This is a genomic window from Streptomyces sp. CB02009, assembly GCF_001905825.1.
In the GTDB taxonomy this organism is placed as follows: Bacteria; Actinomycetota; Actinomycetes; order Streptomycetales; family Streptomycetaceae; genus Streptomyces.
In genome coordinates this window covers 17988-34451 of record NZ_LIVV01000019.1, presented here as the reverse complement: position 1 = coordinate 34451, position 16464 = coordinate 17988, and the positions used below count along the sequence as shown (strand labels likewise).

At 74.0% G+C, this 16464-nt stretch carries 13 protein-coding genes and 1 pseudogene; 9 read left to right on the top strand and 5 right to left on the bottom strand.

The features are described 5' to 3' along the window. Nucleotides 1–687, top strand: a pseudogene (locus tag AMK27_RS44050) (hypothetical protein); the annotation flags it as partial. Between the two features lie 342 nt (nucleotides 688–1029). Beyond that, nucleotides 1030–1836, top strand: a complete 807-nt coding sequence (locus tag AMK27_RS40350) for a tetratricopeptide repeat protein (protein ID WP_241847805.1) — start codon at nucleotides 1030–1032, stop codon at nucleotides 1834–1836. 66 nt (nucleotides 1837–1902) lie between these two features. Here the strand turns inward: AMK27_RS40350 and AMK27_RS40345 are convergent, their stop codons facing one another. Beyond that, the gene (locus tag AMK27_RS40345; protein WP_073919435.1) at nucleotides 1903–3195 is read right to left on the bottom strand and encodes a DUF1015 family protein; all 1293 of its coding nucleotides are present in this window, start codon (nucleotides 3193–3195) and stop codon (nucleotides 1903–1905) included. A gap of 79 nt (nucleotides 3196–3274) precedes the next feature. Here AMK27_RS40345 and AMK27_RS40340 point away from each other — a divergent pair, with 79 nt between their 5' ends. Together AMK27_RS40340 and AMK27_RS40335 are read left to right on the top strand one after the other, a co-directional pair. Further along, entirely contained in the window at nucleotides 3275–4369 is a 1095-nt protein-coding gene (locus AMK27_RS40340; RefSeq protein ID WP_073919433.1) for an HAD hydrolase-like protein, read from the top strand. A gap of 73 nt (nucleotides 4370–4442) precedes the next feature. Next, nucleotides 4443–5294: an ABC transporter ATP-binding protein gene (locus tag AMK27_RS40335; RefSeq protein WP_073919432.1), complete on the top strand. Its 852-nt coding sequence runs from the start codon at nucleotides 4443–4445 to the stop codon at nucleotides 5292–5294. A 122-nt stretch (nucleotides 5295–5416) separates the two neighbouring features. On the opposite strand, the gene AMK27_RS40330 is transcribed toward AMK27_RS40335, so the two are convergent. Further along, nucleotides 5417–5764, bottom strand: coding sequence for an SCP2 sterol-binding domain-containing protein (locus AMK27_RS40330; protein ID WP_073919430.1), 348 nt, complete (start codon nucleotides 5762–5764; stop codon nucleotides 5417–5419). Nucleotides 5765–5807: 43 nt separating this feature from the next. On the opposite strand from AMK27_RS40330, the gene AMK27_RS40325 reads away from it, so the two are divergent. From AMK27_RS40325 to AMK27_RS40305, 5 genes are all read left to right on the top strand, one after another. Next, nucleotides 5808–6107, top strand: coding sequence for a hypothetical protein (locus tag AMK27_RS40325; RefSeq protein WP_073919429.1), 300 nt, complete (start codon nucleotides 5808–5810; stop codon nucleotides 6105–6107). A gap of 7 nt (nucleotides 6108–6114) precedes the next feature. Further along, nucleotides 6115–6930, top strand: coding sequence for a TlyA family RNA methyltransferase (locus tag AMK27_RS40320; RefSeq protein WP_030315644.1), 816 nt, complete (start codon nucleotides 6115–6117; stop codon nucleotides 6928–6930). After that, nucleotides 6927–7850 (top strand): NAD kinase, encoded by a 924-nt coding sequence (locus tag AMK27_RS40315; RefSeq protein ID WP_073919427.1) that lies wholly within the window; start codon nucleotides 6927–6929, stop codon nucleotides 7848–7850. The genes AMK27_RS40320 and AMK27_RS40315 overlap by 4 nt, the downstream gene beginning before the upstream one ends. A gap of 143 nt (nucleotides 7851–7993) precedes the next feature. Further along, nucleotides 7994–9736 carry a DNA repair protein RecN gene (gene recN, locus AMK27_RS40310; protein WP_073919425.1) on the top strand — a complete coding sequence of 581 codons (1743 nt, stop codon included), beginning with the start codon at nucleotides 7994–7996 and terminating at the stop codon, nucleotides 9734–9736. Between the two features lie 371 nt (nucleotides 9737–10107). After that, nucleotides 10108–11193 (top strand): glycosyltransferase family 4 protein, encoded by a 1086-nt coding sequence (locus AMK27_RS40305; protein ID WP_073919423.1) that lies wholly within the window; start codon nucleotides 10108–10110, stop codon nucleotides 11191–11193. A 133-nt stretch (nucleotides 11194–11326) separates the two neighbouring features. On the opposite strand, the gene AMK27_RS40300 is transcribed toward AMK27_RS40305, so the two are convergent. From AMK27_RS40300 to AMK27_RS40290, 3 genes are all read right to left on the bottom strand, one after another. Next, nucleotides 11327–12955, bottom strand: a complete 1629-nt coding sequence (locus AMK27_RS40300; protein WP_073919437.1) for a PucR family transcriptional regulator — start codon at nucleotides 12953–12955, stop codon at nucleotides 11327–11329. Between the two features lie 184 nt (nucleotides 12956–13139). Further along, the gene (locus AMK27_RS40295) at nucleotides 13140–14522 is read right to left on the bottom strand and encodes an FAD-binding oxidoreductase (RefSeq protein WP_073919422.1); all 1383 of its coding nucleotides are present in this window, start codon (nucleotides 14520–14522) and stop codon (nucleotides 13140–13142) included. 74 nt (nucleotides 14523–14596) lie between these two features. Next, nucleotides 14597–16399, bottom strand: coding sequence for a glycoside hydrolase family 15 protein (locus tag AMK27_RS40290; protein ID WP_073919420.1), 1803 nt, complete (start codon nucleotides 16397–16399; stop codon nucleotides 14597–14599). Nucleotides 16400–16464 lie beyond the last annotated feature (65 nt).

Sequence of the window (16464 nt, the reverse complement as noted above, 5' to 3'; positions counted from 1 at the left end):
CGCGGCGGTGGTGGCTTCCGTCGTGACGACCGTGGCGGGGACAACCGTGGCGGTGGCGGCGGTTTCCGTCGCGATGACCGTGGTGGCGACAACCGCGGTGGCGGTTTCCGGCGCGACGACCGGCCTTCCTTCCCGCGTGACGACCGGCGCGACGACAACCGTGGTGGTGGCGGCTTCCGCCGTGACGACCGCGGTGGCGACAACCGTGGCGGTGGCTTCCGTCGGGACGATCGGCGTGATGAGCGTCCCTCGTCGTTCCGTCGGGACGATCGGCCCTCGTACCCCTCGCGTGACGACCGTGGCGGCGACAACCGTGGTGGCGGTGGCTTCCGGCGCGACGACCGTGGCGGCGACAACCGCGGCGGCGGTGGCGGTGGCTTCCGGCGCGATGACCGTGGCGGCGACAACCGTGGTGGCGGTGGCTTCCGCCGTGACGATCGTGGTGGGGACAACCGTGGCGGTGGCGGCGGTTTCCGTCGGGACGACCGGCCCTCGTACCCCTCGCGTGACGACCGTGGCGGGGACAACCGTGGTGGCGGTTTCCGTCGGGATGACCGCGGTGGCGACAACCGTGGCGGCGGCGGCTTCCGCCGTGACGACCGCGGGGGCGACAACCGTGGCGGCGGCTTCCGTCGGGACGATCGGCGTGACGAGCGTCCTTCGTCGTTCCGTCGGGACGACCGGCCCTCGTACCCCTCGCGTGACGACCGTGGCGGCGACAACCGCGGTGGCGGCTTCCGCCGCGACGACCGGCGTGACGAGCGTCCGTCCTCGTTCCGTCGGGACGACCGCGGCGGGGACAACCGTGGCGGTGGCGGCGGTTTCCGTCGTGACGAGCGGGGTGGCGACAACCGCGGTGGTGGCGGTGGCTTCCGTCGCGATGACCGTGGTGGCGACAACCGTGGCGGTGGCTTCCGCCGTGACGACCGTGGGGGCGACAGCCGCGGTGGGTTCCGTGGGCGGGACGACCGGGGTGGCTACGGGCGTCGTGACGACCGCGACCGTGGCGACCGCGCGCCGATCAAGCGTCTGCCGATCCCGCCGGAGGTCACCGGTGAGGAGATCGACCCGGACGTGCGCCAGGAGCTCATGAGCCTGCCCAAGGGGCTCGCCGAGGACGTCTCGCGCAACCTGGTCATGGTCGCCCAGCTGATCGACGAGGACCCGGAGAAGGCGTACGGGTACTCCCGGGTCGCTCTGCGGCTCGCCTCCCGTGTCGCCGCCGTGCGCGAGGCCGCCGGCTTCGCCGCGTACGCGACGCAGAAGTACTCCGAGGCGCTCGCCGAGTTCCGTGCCGCCCGCCGGATGAGCGGTGGCGTCGAGCTGTGGCCCGTGATGGCCGACTGCGAGCGCGGGCTCAACCGCCCCGAGCGCGCGCTGGCGATGGCCGGTGAGCCCGAGGTCCAGAAGCTGGACAAGGCCGGTCAGGTCGAGATGCGGCTCGTGGCCGCCGGCGCCCGCCGGGACCTGGGTCAGCTCGACGCGGCCATCGTGACGCTGCAGAGCCCCGAGCTCGCCTCGACCGCCGTGCACCCGTGGACCGCCCGTCTGCGCTACGCCTACGCCGACGCGCTGCTGGCCGCCGGCCGTGAGCGCGAGGCGCGGGAGTGGTTCGCCAAGGCTCTCGAGGCCGACAAGGACGGGGCCACGGACGCCTCGGACCGGCTGGCCGAGATGGACGGTGTCGAGTTCGTCGACGCGTTCGACGAGGACGAGGACGACGAGGAGTCCGACCGCGGTGACGTCGTCGACGTGGATGTCGATGGCGATGTGGATGTCGACGACGAGGACGACGACGACTTCGACGAGGACGACAGCGTCGGCGACAAGGGCTGACTCGGTTGACACATGAGAAGGGCGGCACCCGTGCGGGTGCCGCCCTTCTTCGTTGTCCGGGGTCTCTCAGTCCAGCGCGAGGCTTCTCAGGACCAGGCCCGTCGCCGGCTTCGGGCCGAAGGAGGTGGACTTGCGGGGCATCGTGACGCCCTGGCGGGCCAGGTCCCGGACGACCTCCTCGCGTACCGGGTGCATGAGGACCGCCGTACCGCCGCGGCGTTCCGCCTGCTCGACCGCGGCCTTCGTGTCGTGGATGTAAGCGATGTCCTCGGGGGCGTCCGGGATGTGCCAGACGTGCTCCAGGAGGGTGGAGTGCAGGACCGTCGCGTCCAGGGTCCGCCAGGCCTCCGGGCGGTCCGTACGGATCGTGCGGTCGAGGAGCGCCGGTTCCGGGCGGTCGACGAGGTGGAAGCCGCCGTCTCCGGCCAGGAGGAAGGCGTTGCCTTCGGCCGTGGCCTCGGCGAGGGCCTCCATGGCCTCCGGCAGGGGCCGCTCGATCCGGCGTACTCGGAAGGCGCCGTCGAGGGCCGCGAGGGCGTCGGCGACCGGCAGGCGATTGAGGAGCCGGTGGATCGCGCGGACCCGGAGCGGGTAGCGGGCGGTGTCGATGAGGAGGACCAGGCCGTAGTTCCAGGGGCCCGGCGACGGGTGCTCGTCGCGGAGGCGGAGATAGGTCGCCCAGCGGTGGTGGCCGTCGGCGATGAGGGCCTGGTGGTGGGAGAGCTCCGCGGCGACGGCCGCCTGCTCCGCGGGGTCGGTCACCGCCCAGAGGCGGTGGTGGAAACCGTCCTCCGTGGTCGTGGCGAGCAGCGGGGGGCGCCGGACGGTGCGCTCGACGACCTCGCCCGCGCCGTCGCCGTCGCCGACGTACGTGAGGAGCAGCGGTTCCAGATTGGCCGCGGTGGTCCGCATCAGGGCGGCGCGGTCCTCGACGACGTGCGGCATGACGTCCTCGTGCGGGAGGACGACCCCCTCGGCCGGGGTGGAGAGTTCGAGGGCGCCGATGATGCCGCGCTGGAGGATGCCGTCGCCGTGCTGCTCGTACACGTAGAGCGCGGGCTCCGGGTCCGGGGCGAGGACGCCGTCCGCGAGCCAGCGGTCGAGGGTGACGGCGGCCTTGCGGTGGCGGGTGCCGGCGGTGATCGCCTGGGGCAGGATCAGCCGGACGATGTTGTGGGGGTCCGCGGACTCCAGATGGAGAAGTCCGTCAGGTCGTACGACCACGTCGTAGGGCGGGGACGTGACGGCGGCCAGGCTGCCGACCCGCTCGGGGACGTACCGGAGTCCGCGGAACGGCGCGAGGCGCAGTCCGGCCGTGTCGTCGCGGACGTCGTCGGCCGCGTGACCTGAGGTGTTCATCTCGTCATCGTATGTGGCCGGTGCAATGAGCGATGATCGGGGGAGCGGGGAACCCACCCGGTGAGGCGAGGAGTGTGCGGTGACGGTGCGGAACGGCCAGGGGCAGCAGGGCGCGGGCAGGCGGCGGCCGGGTGGCAGCGCGGTGCCGCTGAGCGAGGCGTACGACACGGCGCTGCTGGACCTGGACGGGGTCGTGTACGCGGGCGGGGAGGCCGTCGCGCACGCCGTGGAGGCGCTCGGGGTCGCGCGGGCCGGCGGGATGCACCTGGCGTACGTCACGAACAACGCGCTGCGGACGCCCGACGCGGTGGCCGCGCACCTCACCGAGCTCGGGGTGCCCGCCGAGGCCGGGGACGTGATCACCTCGGCCCAGGCCGTGGCGCGGCTGATCGCCGACGACGTGCCGGCCGGCTCCCGGGTGCTCGTCATCGGCGGCGAGGGGCTGCGGGTGGCGCTGCGCGAGCGGGGTCTGGTGCCGGTGGACTCGGCGGAGGACGGGCCGGTGGCCGTCGTGCAGGGGTACGGCGGGCCCGAGATGCCGTGGGGCCGGTTCGCGGAGGCGAGCTACGCGGTGGCGCGGGGGCTGCCCTGGTACGCGTCGAACACGGACCTGACGATTCCCGGTGCGCGGGGGATCGGGCCCGGGAACGGGGCCGCGGTGGAGGTCGTCCGGATCGCCACGGGCGGCCGGGTGGAGCCGAAGGTCGCGGGGAAGCCGCTGCCGCCGATGCACCGGGAGACGGTGCTGCGGACCGGTGCGCGGCGGCCGCTGGTGGTCGGGGACCGGCTGGACACGGACATCGAGGGCGCGTTCAACGGCGGGGTGGACTCGCTGCTGGTGTTCACCGGGGTGACGGACGCGGCGCAGCTGCTGCGGGCCGTGCCGGAGCACCGGCCGACCTATGTCTCGGCCGATCTGCGGGGGCTTCTCGCGGGTCAGCCGGAGGTCGTCGCGGAGGCGGACGGGAGCTTCGTGTGCGGGGGCTGGCGGGCCTCCGTGAGCGCGCCGAGCGGGGGCGAGCTGGTCCTTGGGGGGCCGGCGGACGCGGCGGCCGGCGCGGGGGAGCCCATGGACGCCGTGCGGGCTCTGTGCGGGGCCGCCTGGACGGCTGCGGACGCCGCGGGCGGCGGGGCGCCGGACGCGGGGAGGGTGCTGGCGCGGCTCGGGCTGTGACGTCGGCCGGGACAAGGAAATTGGGTAGGCTAACCTAACTTCTTCATCTGGCGGCAGGCACGGGAGCACGGGCATGGATGGTCGGCAGCAGCGGCTGAGCGCGGAATCGGTCACCCTGGCGTACGAGCAGCGGGTCATCGCCCGCGATCTGTCCGTCGAGATCCCCGACAACTCGTTCACCGTCATCGTCGGGCCGAACGCCTGCGGCAAGTCCACCCTGCTCCGTGCCCTCTCCCGGATGCTGAAGCCCAGCCAGGGACGCGTCCTGCTCGACGGGCAGTCGATCCAGGCCCTGCCGGCCAAGAAGGTCGCCAAGACCCTCGGGCTGCTGCCGCAGACGTCCGTGGCGCCCGACGGCATCACCGTCGCCGACCTCGTCGCTCGTGGCCGCTACCCCCACCAGGGGCTGCTGCGCCAGTGGTCGCCGGAGGACGAGCGCATCACCCGGGAGTCGATGGAGGCGACCGGCGTCGCCGAGCTGGCCGAGCGGTACGTCGACGAGCTCTCCGGCGGTCAGCGGCAGCGCGTCTGGATCGCCATGGCACTCGCCCAGCAGACCCCGCTGCTGCTGCTCGACGAGCCGACGACGTACCTCGACATCCAGCACCAGATCGACGTCCTCGACCTGTGCGCCGAACTGCACGAGACCCAGGGCCGGACGCTCGTCGCGGTGCTGCACGACCTCAACCACGCGGCCCGGTACGCGACCCACCTCATCGCCGTGCGCGACGGGCAGGTGGTGGCCGAGGGGCCGCCATCCGAGGTGGTGACCGCCGAGCTCGTCGAGCGGGTCTTCGGGCTGCGGTGCCAGGTCATCGAGGACCCCGAGACGGGGACGCCGCTGGTCGTCCCGGCCGGGCGGAAGGCCCGTGTCCCGCGTCCCGCGGCGGTGCCTGTCTCGCCGGAGCCCGCCCTCGGCGCGTGAGCCCGGCCCGCCGTGCGTGAGGCCGCCCGCCCTCCGTGGGCGGCGGGCCGGGCACAGCGGTCGCCAGAGCGCCGGGCTCAGCAGTCGCCAGTCGCCAGTCGCCAGTCGCCAGTCGCCAGTCGCTAGAGCAGGGAGCGGAGGCGGAGCAGGTCGCGGAAGCCGGCCTCCAGCCTGACCCTGCCCGCGGCCCAGGCCTTCGCGAAGTTCAGGTCCCCGCCCACCATCGCCACCAGGTCGTCGCCGGTCATCGCGAGCCGGATCTGCGCCTTGGTCGGCGGCGGGCCCGTCACCGTGGACTCGACCTTGATCCGGCCGTCCGTCAGACGGCCCGTGAACGTGGTGTCCAGGTCGGTGATGTGGCAGCTCAGGGTGCGGTCGAGCGCGGCCGCGCCGCGTACGTCGCCGTCCGCCCGCGCGAGGTTGTCCGAGAGTGTGTCGAGTGCGTCGCGGCACTCCGTGATCGTCGCCATCGCCGTCGACCGTACCCCAGGGGTTCGCGGTAGCGTCGGGAGCATGAACGACGCGATCGCCGAGCCCGGGCCCGTGGACGAGACGTCCGAACCCGCGGCGCCGGACACGGCGGCCCCGCGCGACGGCGCCCACGAGCCCGCCGCCGCCGCGCCCCTGGAGGTCGTACGGGAACTCACCGGGCACCCGGGGGTCGACGCCCGGCTGGCGCGTCTCGCCGAGGTGGACGACCTCCCGGCGGACGGACACCTGGAGGTGTACGAGGATGTACACCGTGGACTGCGTGCCGAGCTGACCTCGCTCGACGCGCATCCCGCCCCTCGTCCGTACGAAAACAGGAGCTGAACCGAACGTGGCAGGAGTGGCACGCCGCCGTCTCGACGCCGAGCTGGTCCGGCGCAAGCTCGCGCGCTCGCGCGAGCACGCCAGCCAGCTGATCGCCGCGGGCCGGGTGACCGTCGGCAAGACCGTCGCCACCAAGCCCGCCACCCAGGTCGAGACCGCCGCGGCCATCGTCGTCGTCCAGGACGACTCCGATCCCGACTACGTCTCGCGCGGCGGTCACAAGCTTGCCGGGGCCTTCGAGGCCTTCGTCCCGCTCGGGCTGAAGGTCGAGGGCAGGCGCGCCCTGGACGCCGGGGCCTCCACCGGTGGCTTCACCGACGTGCTGCTGCGGGCCGGCGCCGCCCATGTCGTCGCCGTCGACGTCGGCTACGGGCAGCTCGCCTGGTCGCTGCAGAGCGACGAGCGGGTCACCGTGAAGGACCGCACGAACGTACGCGAGTTGACGCTCGACGCGATCGACGGCGTGCCCGTCGACCTGGTCGTCGGCGACCTCTCGTTCATCCCGCTGGGCCTCGTCCTGCCGGCCCTCGCGGCCTGCACCGCGCCCGACGCGGACCTCGTCCTCATGGTGAAGCCGCAGTTCGAGGTGGGCAAGGAGCGACTCGGCACGGGCGGAGTCGTCCGGAGCACCGAACTCCGCGCCGACGCCGTGAAGAACGTCGCCCGGCGCGCCGCCGAACTGGGCCTCGGCGTCCTGGGCGTCACCGCGAGCCCGCTGCCCGGCCCCTCCGGCAACGTCGAGTACTTTCTGTGGCTGCGGGCAGGCGCGCCCGCGCTGGATCCGGCGGATGTCGACCGCGCCGTGGCGGAAGGACCTCGTTGAGCTCAACGGCAGCAGCATCAGAGACCGCACCACGTACCGTCTTCCTGCTCGCGCACACCGGCAGGCCCGCCGCCGTGCGCAGCGCCGAACTGGTCGTCCTCGGACTGCTGCGCTGCGGCATCGGCGTCCGCGTCCTGGAGGCGGAGGCGGACGACCTGCCGCTCCCGCCGTCCGTCGAGCGGGTGAAGGAGGCCTGCTCCGACGCCCTCGACGGCTGTGAACTCCTCGTCGTCCTCGGCGGCGACGGCACCCTGCTGCGCGGCGCCGAGTTCTCCCGTGCCTCCGGCGTCCCGATGCTGGGCGTCAACCTCGGCCGCGTCGGCTTCCTCGCGGAGGCCGAGCGGGACGACCTCGACAAGGTCGTCGACCGGGTCGTGACGAAGGCGTACGAGGTCGAGGAGCGGATGACCCTCGACGTCGTCGTGTACGAGAACGGCGACGTCCTGCACCGCGACTGGGCACTCAACGAGGCGGCCGTGCAGAAGGTGTCCCCGGAACGGATGCTGGAGGTCGTCCTCGCGATCGACGGCCGCCCGGTGACGGGCTTCGGCTGCGACGGAGTGATCTGCGCGACACCGACCGGATCCACCGCGTACGCCTTCTCGGCGGGCGGCCCGGTCATCTGGCCCGAGGTCGAGGCGCTGCTCATGGTCCCGATCGGGGCGCACGCCCTGTTCGCCAAGCCGCTCGTCACCACCCCCGAGTCGGTGCTCACCGTCGAGGTCGAGCCGCACACCCCGCACGGAGTGCTGTGGTGCGACGGACGGCGGACGGTGGAACTCCCGGCGGGGGCGCGGGTCGAGGTGCGGCGGGGTGCCGTGCCGGTCCGGCTCGCCCGCCTCCACCACGCCTCCTTCACGGACCGGCTGGTCGCGAAGTTCGCGCTGCCCGTGTCCGGCTGGCGGGGCGGGGCCCGCTGACGTACGGGACCCGCCCGTCGGCTCCGGCGGGAGGGCGCCCGCTCGCGTACGCCCCCGGCCGGCCGCTCCGGCGGGGGCGAACGATCGGCGCGCCGGAGAGTTACGCCCGGGGGTGATGTCGCGTCGCACCAGGGAAACCTCGTATGGTCTGGGGCGTGCTGGAGGAGATGCGGATACGGTCGCTCGGGGTCATCGACGACGCGGTGGTCGAGCTGTCGCCCGGCTTCACCGCGGTGACCGGTGAGACCGGTGCGGGCAAGACCATGGTGGTGACCAGCCTGGGCCTGCTGCTCGGCGGCAGGGCCGACCCGGCCCTGGTGCGGATCGGCGCGGCCTCGGCCGTCGTCGAGGGGCGGATCAGCGTGCCCGCGGGCGCGCCCGCCGCCGCGCGCGCCGAGGAAGCGGGTGCGGAGCTGGAGGACGGGGTGCTGCTCGTCAGCCGTACCGTCTCGGCCGAGGGACGCTCGCGCGCCCACCTCGGCGGGCGCTCGGTGCCCGTCGGGCTGCTCGCCGAGCTCGCCGACGAACTCGTCGCCGTCCACGGCCAGACCGACCAGCAGGGCCTGCTCAAGCCGGCCCGGCAGCGCGGGGCGCTCGACCGGTACGCGGGCGGAGCGGTCTCCGTGCCGCTGGCCTCCTACGCGGAGGCGTACCGGCGGCTGCGAGCCGTCACCGGTGAGCTGGACGAGATCACCACGCGGGCGCGGGAGCGGGCCCAGGAGGCCGATCTGCTGCGGTTCGGGCTCGGTGAGATCGAGGCCGTCGCCCCGCGCGCGGGGGAGGACACCGAACTCGCCGCCGAGGCGGAGCGGCTCGGGCACGCCGAGGCCCTCGCGTCCGCCGCCGCGCTCGCGCACGCCGCGCTCGCGGGCGTTCCCGAGGACCCCGAGTCCGTCGACGCCACGACCCTGGTCGCGGGCGCGGGCCGGGCCCTGGAGGCCGTGCGGTCGCACGACCCGGCGCTCGCCGCCCTCGCCGACCGGATGGGGGAGATCTCGATCCTCCTCGGCGACGTGGCCACCGAGCTCGCCGGATACGCCGACAACCTGGACGCCGACCCGCTGCGGCTCGCGGCCGTGGAGGAGCGGCGGGCGGTGCTCACACAGCTGACCCGGAAGTACGGGGAGGACATCACGGCCGTCCTCGCCTGGGCGGAGGAGAGCGCCGGCCGGCTCGGTGAGCTGGACGGCGACGACGACCGCATCGAGGAACTCACCGCCGAGCGCGACCGGCTGCGCGACGACCTGTCGGTGCTCGCCCAGCGGCTCACCGACGCCCGTGCGGAGGCGGCCGACCGGTTCGCCGACGCGGTCACCGCCGAACTCGCCTCGCTCGCCATGCCGCACGCGCGCGTGTCCTTCGACATCCGGCAGACCGAGGACCCCGACGGCGTCGAGGTCGGCGGCCGCCGGGTCGCCTACGGCCCGTCCGGGGCCGACGAGGTCGAGCTGCTGCTCGCCCCGCATCCCGGGGCCCCGCCGCGGCCGATCGCCAAGGGCGCGTCCGGTGGTGAGCTGTCCCGGGTGATGCTCGCGGTGGAGGTCGTGTTCGCCGGGGTCGACCCGGTGCCGACGTACCTGTTCGACGAGGTCGACGCCGGTGTCGGCGGCAAGGCGGCGGTCGAGATCGGCCGCCGGCTCGCGAAGCTCGCCAGGACCGCGCAGGTCGTCGTCGTCACGCACCTGCCGCAGGTCGCGGCCTTCGCCGACCGGCAGCTGCTCGTCGAGAAGACCAACGACGGGTCGGTGACCCGGTCCGGCGTCACGGTCCTGGAGGGCGAGGAGCGCGTACGGGAGCTGTCCCGGATGCTCGCGGGCCAGGAGGACTCCGAGACGGCCAGGGCCCACGCGGAGGAGCTGCTGGCGACGGCCCGGGCGGACGGCTGACGCCGTAGCCGTGGGCCCGTCTGGAGGAGCTGAGGGTTGTGGGCCCGCCCTGAGGGGCTGACAGCTTGGGTCGGCCCCTCAGGGGCTGACGCCGTCGGCGCGGGTGGGTGGCCGACGTCGGCCTGATCGTCCGGGTGGGCGGTCGCGGTGTGGGCGATCCGGACGTGACCGGTCCGGGTGTGGGCGGCGTGCCGCCGATCCCCGGCCGGCGGACCCCAAGGGGGCGCGCGAGTTCGCCTTGTGCGCTCACTCGAGTGGGTGAACCCGTGGCCGGGGTCACGGAGCCTTACTCCCTCCTTACAGCGCAACGACGCCGTTTCGCTCTCGGAACGTGCGTACGGTCGGCGGTACGGGCTGGCATCCTTGGGCGCGTGACACAGCTCCGTACGGTCCAAGTGCTGGGCGGCGGCAGCGCGGGCAGCAGCGCTCACGTCCGATCACTCGCCTCGGGGCTGGTGGCGAGGGGCGTGCGGGTGACCGTGTGCGCCCCGGCCGAACTCGACCGCGTCTACGACTACCGGGGCGCCGGTGCGCACTTCGTGCCGCTGCCGCGCCTCGGCGACCCCGCGACGGTCGCCGCGCTCCGCAACGCCTGCATCGAGGCCGACGTGGTCCACGCCCACGGCCTGGAGGCCTCCGTGCGGGCCGCGCTCGCGCTCGCCGGGGTCGGCGACCGCGCTCCGCTCGTCACGACCTGGGAGAGCCGGAACCAGGCCCGCGGAGCGGCCCGGGACGGGGTCCTGCGGCTCCTGGAGCGCAGGACCGTACGGGCCGCGACCGTCGTCCTCGCCACCTCCTCCGAACTCGTCGACCGGGCCCGGCGCCGCGGGGCGAGGGACGCCCGGCTCGCACCCGTCACCGTGCCGCCCGCGCGCGGGCCCGTCTGTCTCCACGACGGCAAGGCCAGGGCCGAACTCGGCGCGGTCGACCGGCCGTTGCTGATGGCGGTCGGAGCGCTGGAGCGGGGCCGGGGATACCGGACGCTGCTCGACGCGGCCCGGTCCTGGCGGGAGCTCGATCCGCAGCCGCTGCTCGTCATCGCGGGGGAGGGGCGCGAACGGGCCGCGCTCCAGCGGCGGATCGCGGACGAGGACCTGCCCGTGCGGCTGATCGGGCGGCGGGAGGACGTCGCCGAACTGCTCGCGGCGGCCGACGTGGCGGTGCTGCCCTCGCGCTGGGAGGCGCGGTCCCTGCTCGCGCAGGAGGCGCTGCGGCTCGGCGTGCCGCTGGTCGCCACGGCGGTGGGCGGCGTACCCGAACTCGTCGGCGACGCGGCGGAGCTGGTGCCGTACGGGGACGCCGAGGCGCTCGCCGCCGCGGTGCGCGGGCTGCTCGACGACGTCGAGCGGCGGATGGACCTGGCGGCGGCCGGACGGGTGCAGGCGCGGACCTGGCCCACGGAGGACGAGACGGTGGCGCACGTGCTGAGCGTCTACGACGAGCTGGCGGGGCGGTAATCGCAGGGACGAGGCTGCGCCGGGGCGTTCTTGCGCGGGCTCTGTGCCCCGTGCGGACTCTGTGCGCCGTGCGGGCTCGCCGTCCTGGGCGGGCTGCGTGGCCCGCGCAGGGTCGGCGCCGTCCCGTGGGTCGCTACGGCGTGTGGCGGCGGGCTCGGAGGGCCAGGGAGAGGGCCAGGACGGTCTGGGGGTCGTCCAGGTCCGTGCCCAGGAGTTCGGAGATGCGGGCCAGGCGGTTGTAGAGCGTCTGGCGGTTCAGGTGGAGTTCCCGGGCCGTCTCCGCCTTGCGGCCCGCGTGCGCCAGATACGTCTCCAGGGTCGGCAGGAGCGGCGGGCGGGACGTGCGGTCATGGTCCCGGAGGGGGCCGATCGCGCGGTCCACGAACGCCGCGAGGACCGTGTCCCCGTGGAAGTGCAGCCGCCACAGCAGCAGGTCGATGTCGAGGCGCCGGGCGTCGTACCAGGGGAGGTCCGAGAGGCCCTGCGCGGCCGTCGCCGTCTCCGCCGCGTGCCGCAGCCCCGCCGATGCCGCCGCCCAGCTGCCGGCGACGCCCACCACGACGACCGGCGGATGCACCCCGGCGCGTTCGAGGCCGGCGCGCTCCACGCCCGCGCGCAGCGCCGCCGCGACCCGGTCCGCGACCGCCGTCCGCTCCGACTCCGAGCGCAGGCCGAGCAGCAGCGGCACCCGGCCCTCGACCGGGCGGACGCCCAGGAGGACCGGGACCCCCACGGAGGCCAGCTCCTCGAGGACCGCGCGGGCCAGCAGGGCCCAGTTGCCCGAGGGGGAGAGTTCCGAGGCCAGGCGCATCACCACCGGCAGGAGCGGGCCGTCGCCCGGTTTAAAGCCGAGGACCCGGGCCTGGGCCGGCGCGTCCTCGGCCGTGATCCTGCCCTCGGCCAGGTCGGTCAGGAAGTCGCCCCTGCCGCGTGCCGCCAGCTCCTCCTCCTGACGCGCCTGCATGAGGACGACCGCGAGGAGGCCCGCCGCGCGCTCGGCCGCCATCCGGTGGACGGGGGAGAGGGCGCCGGAGACCGAGAGCAGCACGAGACGGGCCCGCACCGAGGCCGTACCGGGACCTCCGCCGGGCACGTCGACCAGCACCGTGCCGGACGGGGGGCCCGATTCGCGGGCCGCCCGCCCGCCGCGCAGCCCGTCCCACACCTGCAGCGGGTCGGCGGGCGCGGACTCGGTGCCCGCCGCGTACAGCAGCTGTCCGTCGGCGGTCTCCAGGAAGACGGGGTTGGCGGCGAAGTCCGAGAGGATGCGCAGGACCTGGGGGATGCCGCCGCCGCCGAGCAGTGCCTCCGTGCACTGCCGGTGGACCTCCTCGGCCTGCCGCAGGAGCGCGTAGTGGCCGTTGACGATCTCGGTGTGGATCTCCTCCGTCACCGCCACGAAGGGGACCTCCCGGTGCAGCTGCACCAGGGGCAGGCCGGCGGCCCGCGCGGTCTCCACTATCGTCGACGGGAGGCGGGCGAAGCGCGGCCCCAGTTCCACCACGAGCGCCGCGATGCCCCGGTCGGCGAGCCGCCGGACGAAGGCACGCTGCTCGGCCGGCCGGGTGCCGAGCCCGAGCCCCGTGGTCAGCAGCAGCTCGCCGCCCTTGAGCAGCGACGCGATGTTCGGCACCTCGCCCGCGTGCACCCAGCGCACCGTGCGGTGCAGCCGGTCCGCTCCGGCGACGACCTCCGGGAGCCCGCCGCGCAGGCCCGGGAGTTCGAGCGCCCGCTGCACGGTGATCCCGCCCTGATTGTTCATGGGGATCCCGCCCTGATTGTCCATGGGCCCGGACGCTACCCCGCGTCCGTGTAGCGGCGACATCACCCCACGGTCACGGGACCGGACAGTTCGTCCACGGGGGCGACAACTTGTCGCCCCTCCACGGGATTTGCGGGACCGTATGCCGATTGTGGCCTGCGTCACTGCCGTGGGGCGGGCCGGCTCAGCCGGCCGGGACGATGTTCTGGTTGTAGCGGAACACGTTGTCGGGGTCGTACTCGGCCTTCACGGCGGCGAGTCGGCGGTAGTTCTCCTCCCCGAAGGAGGAGACCACGCGCTGCTCGCCCTCGGCGCCGACGAAGTTCAGGTACACGGAGTCGATCGCCCACGGCCGCACGTCGGCCCGCACGTCCCGCACCCACTGGATCTCGGCCTCGTCCATGGCCGGGTCCTCCCAGGTCGCGAACGGGTGCACGGCCCAGGGCGCGGCGCGCCACGGCTGCGGGTAGGGCGCGGCTCCGGCGGCCACCGCGGCGCCCTGCATGAACAGCACGTGCTGGGTCGCCGCGGGCAGCGGGATTCCCGCACCGCGGTCGCAGAACACGTCCACGGCCTCGTCGGGGAAGCCGGTCAGATACTCGGCCGACCAGTAGTTCCGCAGGCCGGGCGGGTCGTCGAGCATGGACTGCAGCTCCGCGTACGGGATGTCCATGGCGATCTCGACCACCGGTTTCCGGGCGAACAGCGGTGCCGCGAGCTCCCTCAGCTCCTCGACCGGACCGGCGTACGTGAGCAGCGTCGCGCAGACCAGCCTGCCGACCAGGTCCGGCGGCACGAACGGCTCGGGCGGCGCCGGCATGTAGATCGCCCCGCCGCCCACCTCGTCCGGGGCGGCGTCGGCGATGTCCCGGAAGGTGCGGACCACCTCGGGCGCGTCGTCGGGCAGGAAGAACAGAATCACGACGCTCATCCGCGGCAGCTCGTGCAGCCGCAGGGTCAGCGAGGTCGCCACCCCGAAGTTGCCGCCGCCGCCGTGCAGCGCCCAGAACAGGTCGGGATGTTCCTCTGCGTCCGTGTGGACGTGCTTCCCCTCGGCCGTGATCAGGTCGGCGGCCAGCAGGTTGTCGCTGGCGAGGCCGAACTTCCGCTCCAGCCAGCCGGATCCGCCGCCCAGCGTGAAGCCGCCGATGCCGGTGGTGGACACCCGGCCGCCGGTGGTCGCGACGTGGAACGGCTGGCAGGCGTGGTCCATCTGCCCCATCGTCGTCCCGCCTCCGACGCGGACCGTCATGTCCTCCGGGTCCACGACGACCGTGTGCATGCGGCGCAGGTCGACCACGAGCGAGCCGTCGATCACCGAGGTCCCGGCGACGCTGTGGCCGCCGCCGCGCACGGCGACGGGGAGGTCGCAGGACCGGCCGAAGAGGATCGCGTTGGACACGTCCGCCTGGCTCGCGCACTGCGCGATCACCGACGGACGGTGGTCGATCATGCCGTTGTGGAGGGTGCGGGCCTCGTCGTAGCCCGGGCCGCCGGGGATGATCACCTCGCCGGCCAGGTCCTCGACCAGCCCTGACAGGGCGCTTTCGGAGATGTGGGGACCCATGGGAGCCCCCTTTCGTACGGGGGACGGGACCCTCTCATCGTAGGTCCGGGCACCGTCCCCCGCGCGGGGCCGCCTCAGCCCCCGTACGCGCCGCTCGCCGTCAGGCGCAGGGCCGTGTCGATCAGGGGCACGTGGCTGAAGGCCTGCGGGAAGTTGCCGACCTGCCGCTGGAGCCTCGGGTCCCACTCCTCGGCGAGCAGCCCCAGGTCGTTGCGGAGCGCGAGCAGCCGCTCGAAGAGCGAGCGCGCCTCGTCGACCCGGCCGATCATCGCCAGGTCGTCGGCCAGCCAGAACGAGCAGGCGAGGAACGCGCCCTCGTCGCCCTCCAGGCCGTCGACGCCGGCCTCCTCGCCGGAGGTCGGGTAGCGGAGCACGAAGCCGTCCTCCGTGGACAGCTCGCGCTGGATCGCCTCGATCGTGCCGATGACCCGCTTGTCGTCCGGCGGCAGGAAGCCCATCTGCGGGATCAGCAGCAGCGAGGCGTCCAGCTCCTTGGAGCCGTACGACTGCGTGAAGGTGTTCCGCTCGGGGTCGTAGCCCTTCTCGCAGACGTCCCGGTGGATCTCGTCGCGCAGCTCGTGCCAGCGCTCCAGCGGGCCGTCCGCGTCCCCGGACTCGATGAGCTTGATCGTGCGGTCCACGGCGACCCAGGCCATCACCTTGGAGTGGACGAAGTGTCGACGCGGGCCGCGGACCTCCCAGATGCCCTCGTCGGGCTGGTCCCAGTGCTTCTCCAGGTAGTTGATCAGCTTGATCTGGAGGAGCGAGGCGTAGTCGTTGCGGGACAGGCCCGTCATGTGCGCGAGGTGGAGGGCCTCGGTGACCTCGCCGTAGACGTCCAGCTGGAGCTGGTTGGCGGCGCCGTTGCCGACCCGGACCGGGCCGGAGTTCTCGTACCCCGGGAGCCAGTCGAGCTCCGCCTCGCCGAGCTCCCGCTCGCCGGCGATGCCGTACATGATCTGCAGGTTCTCCGGGTCGCCCGCGACCGCGCGGAGCAGCCAGTCCCGCCAGGCGCGGGCCTCCTCGCGGTAGCCGGTGCGCAGCATGGAGGACAGGGTGATCGCCGCGTCGCGCAGCCAGGTGTACCGGTAGTCCCAGTTGCGGACGCCGCCGATCTCCTCGGGCAGCGAGGTCGTCGGCGCGGCGACGATGCCGCCGGTCGGCGCGTACGTCAGGGCCTTCAGGGTGATCAGGGAGCGGATCACGGCCTCCCGGTAGGGGCCGTGGTACGTGCAGTGCTCGACCCACTCGCGCCAGAAGTCGGCGGTCGCCTCCAGGGAGCCCTCGGGGTCCGGCAGCGCCGGCGGCTCCTTGTGGGAGGGCTGCCAGGAGATCGTGAACGCGATCCGGTCACCGGGGTTCACGGTGAAGTCGGAGTACGTCGTGAGGTCCTTGCCGTGCGTCTCGGCCTCGGTGTCCAGCCACACCGAGTCGGGCCCGGCGACGGCGACCGTGCGGTCCCCGACCTTGTGGACCCACGGCACGATCCGGCCGTAGCTGAACCGCATCCGCAGCGAGGAGCGCATCCGGACCCGGCCGGAGACGCCCTCCACGATCCGGATCAGCTGCGGGGCGCCGTCGCGCGGCGGCATGAAGTCGGTCACCCGGACCGTGCCGCGCGGCGTGTCCCACTCGGACTCCAGGATCAGCGAGTCGCCGCGGTAGCGGCGCCGGTCGGCGGGGGCCGGCTCGGCGCCGTCGGGCGTGGCGGGGCCCACCCGCCAGAATCCGTGTTCCTCGGTGCCGAGCAGCCCGGCGAAGATCGCGTGGGAGTCGAATCGGGGGAGACACAGCCAGTCGACGCTGCCGTCGCGGCAGACCAGTGCGGCGGTCTGCATGTCTCCGATGAGTGCGTAATCCTCGATGCGCCCGGCCACGTGCTTCACTCCAGTCGAACGGCCACGTCCGCCCCGAGGGGCGCTTGCTCAGATGTGCCGGCTGG

Coding starts and splice junctions, on each gene's coding strand:
- AMK27_RS40345 (WP_073919435.1), bottom strand. CDS start 3,195: ATGAACACCTCAGGTCACGCGGCCGACGACGTCCGCGACGACACGGCC.
- AMK27_RS40335 (WP_073919432.1), top strand. CDS start 4,443: ATGGATGGTCGGCAGCAGCGGCTGAGCGCGGAATCGGTCACCCTGGCG.
- AMK27_RS40330 (WP_073919430.1), bottom strand. CDS start 5,764: ATGGCGACGATCACGGAGTGCCGCGACGCACTCGACACACTCTCGGAC.
- AMK27_RS40325 (WP_073919429.1), top strand. CDS start 5,808: ATGAACGACGCGATCGCCGAGCCCGGGCCCGTGGACGAGACGTCCGAA.
- recN (WP_073919425.1), top strand. CDS start 7,994: ATGGTCTGGGGCGTGCTGGAGGAGATGCGGATACGGTCGCTCGGGGTC.
- AMK27_RS40300 (WP_073919437.1), bottom strand. CDS start 12,955: ATGAACAATCAGGGCGGGATCACCGTGCAGCGGGCGCTCGAACTCCCG.
- AMK27_RS40295 (WP_073919422.1), bottom strand. CDS start 14,522: ATGGGTCCCCACATCTCCGAAAGCGCCCTGTCAGGGCTGGTCGAGGAC.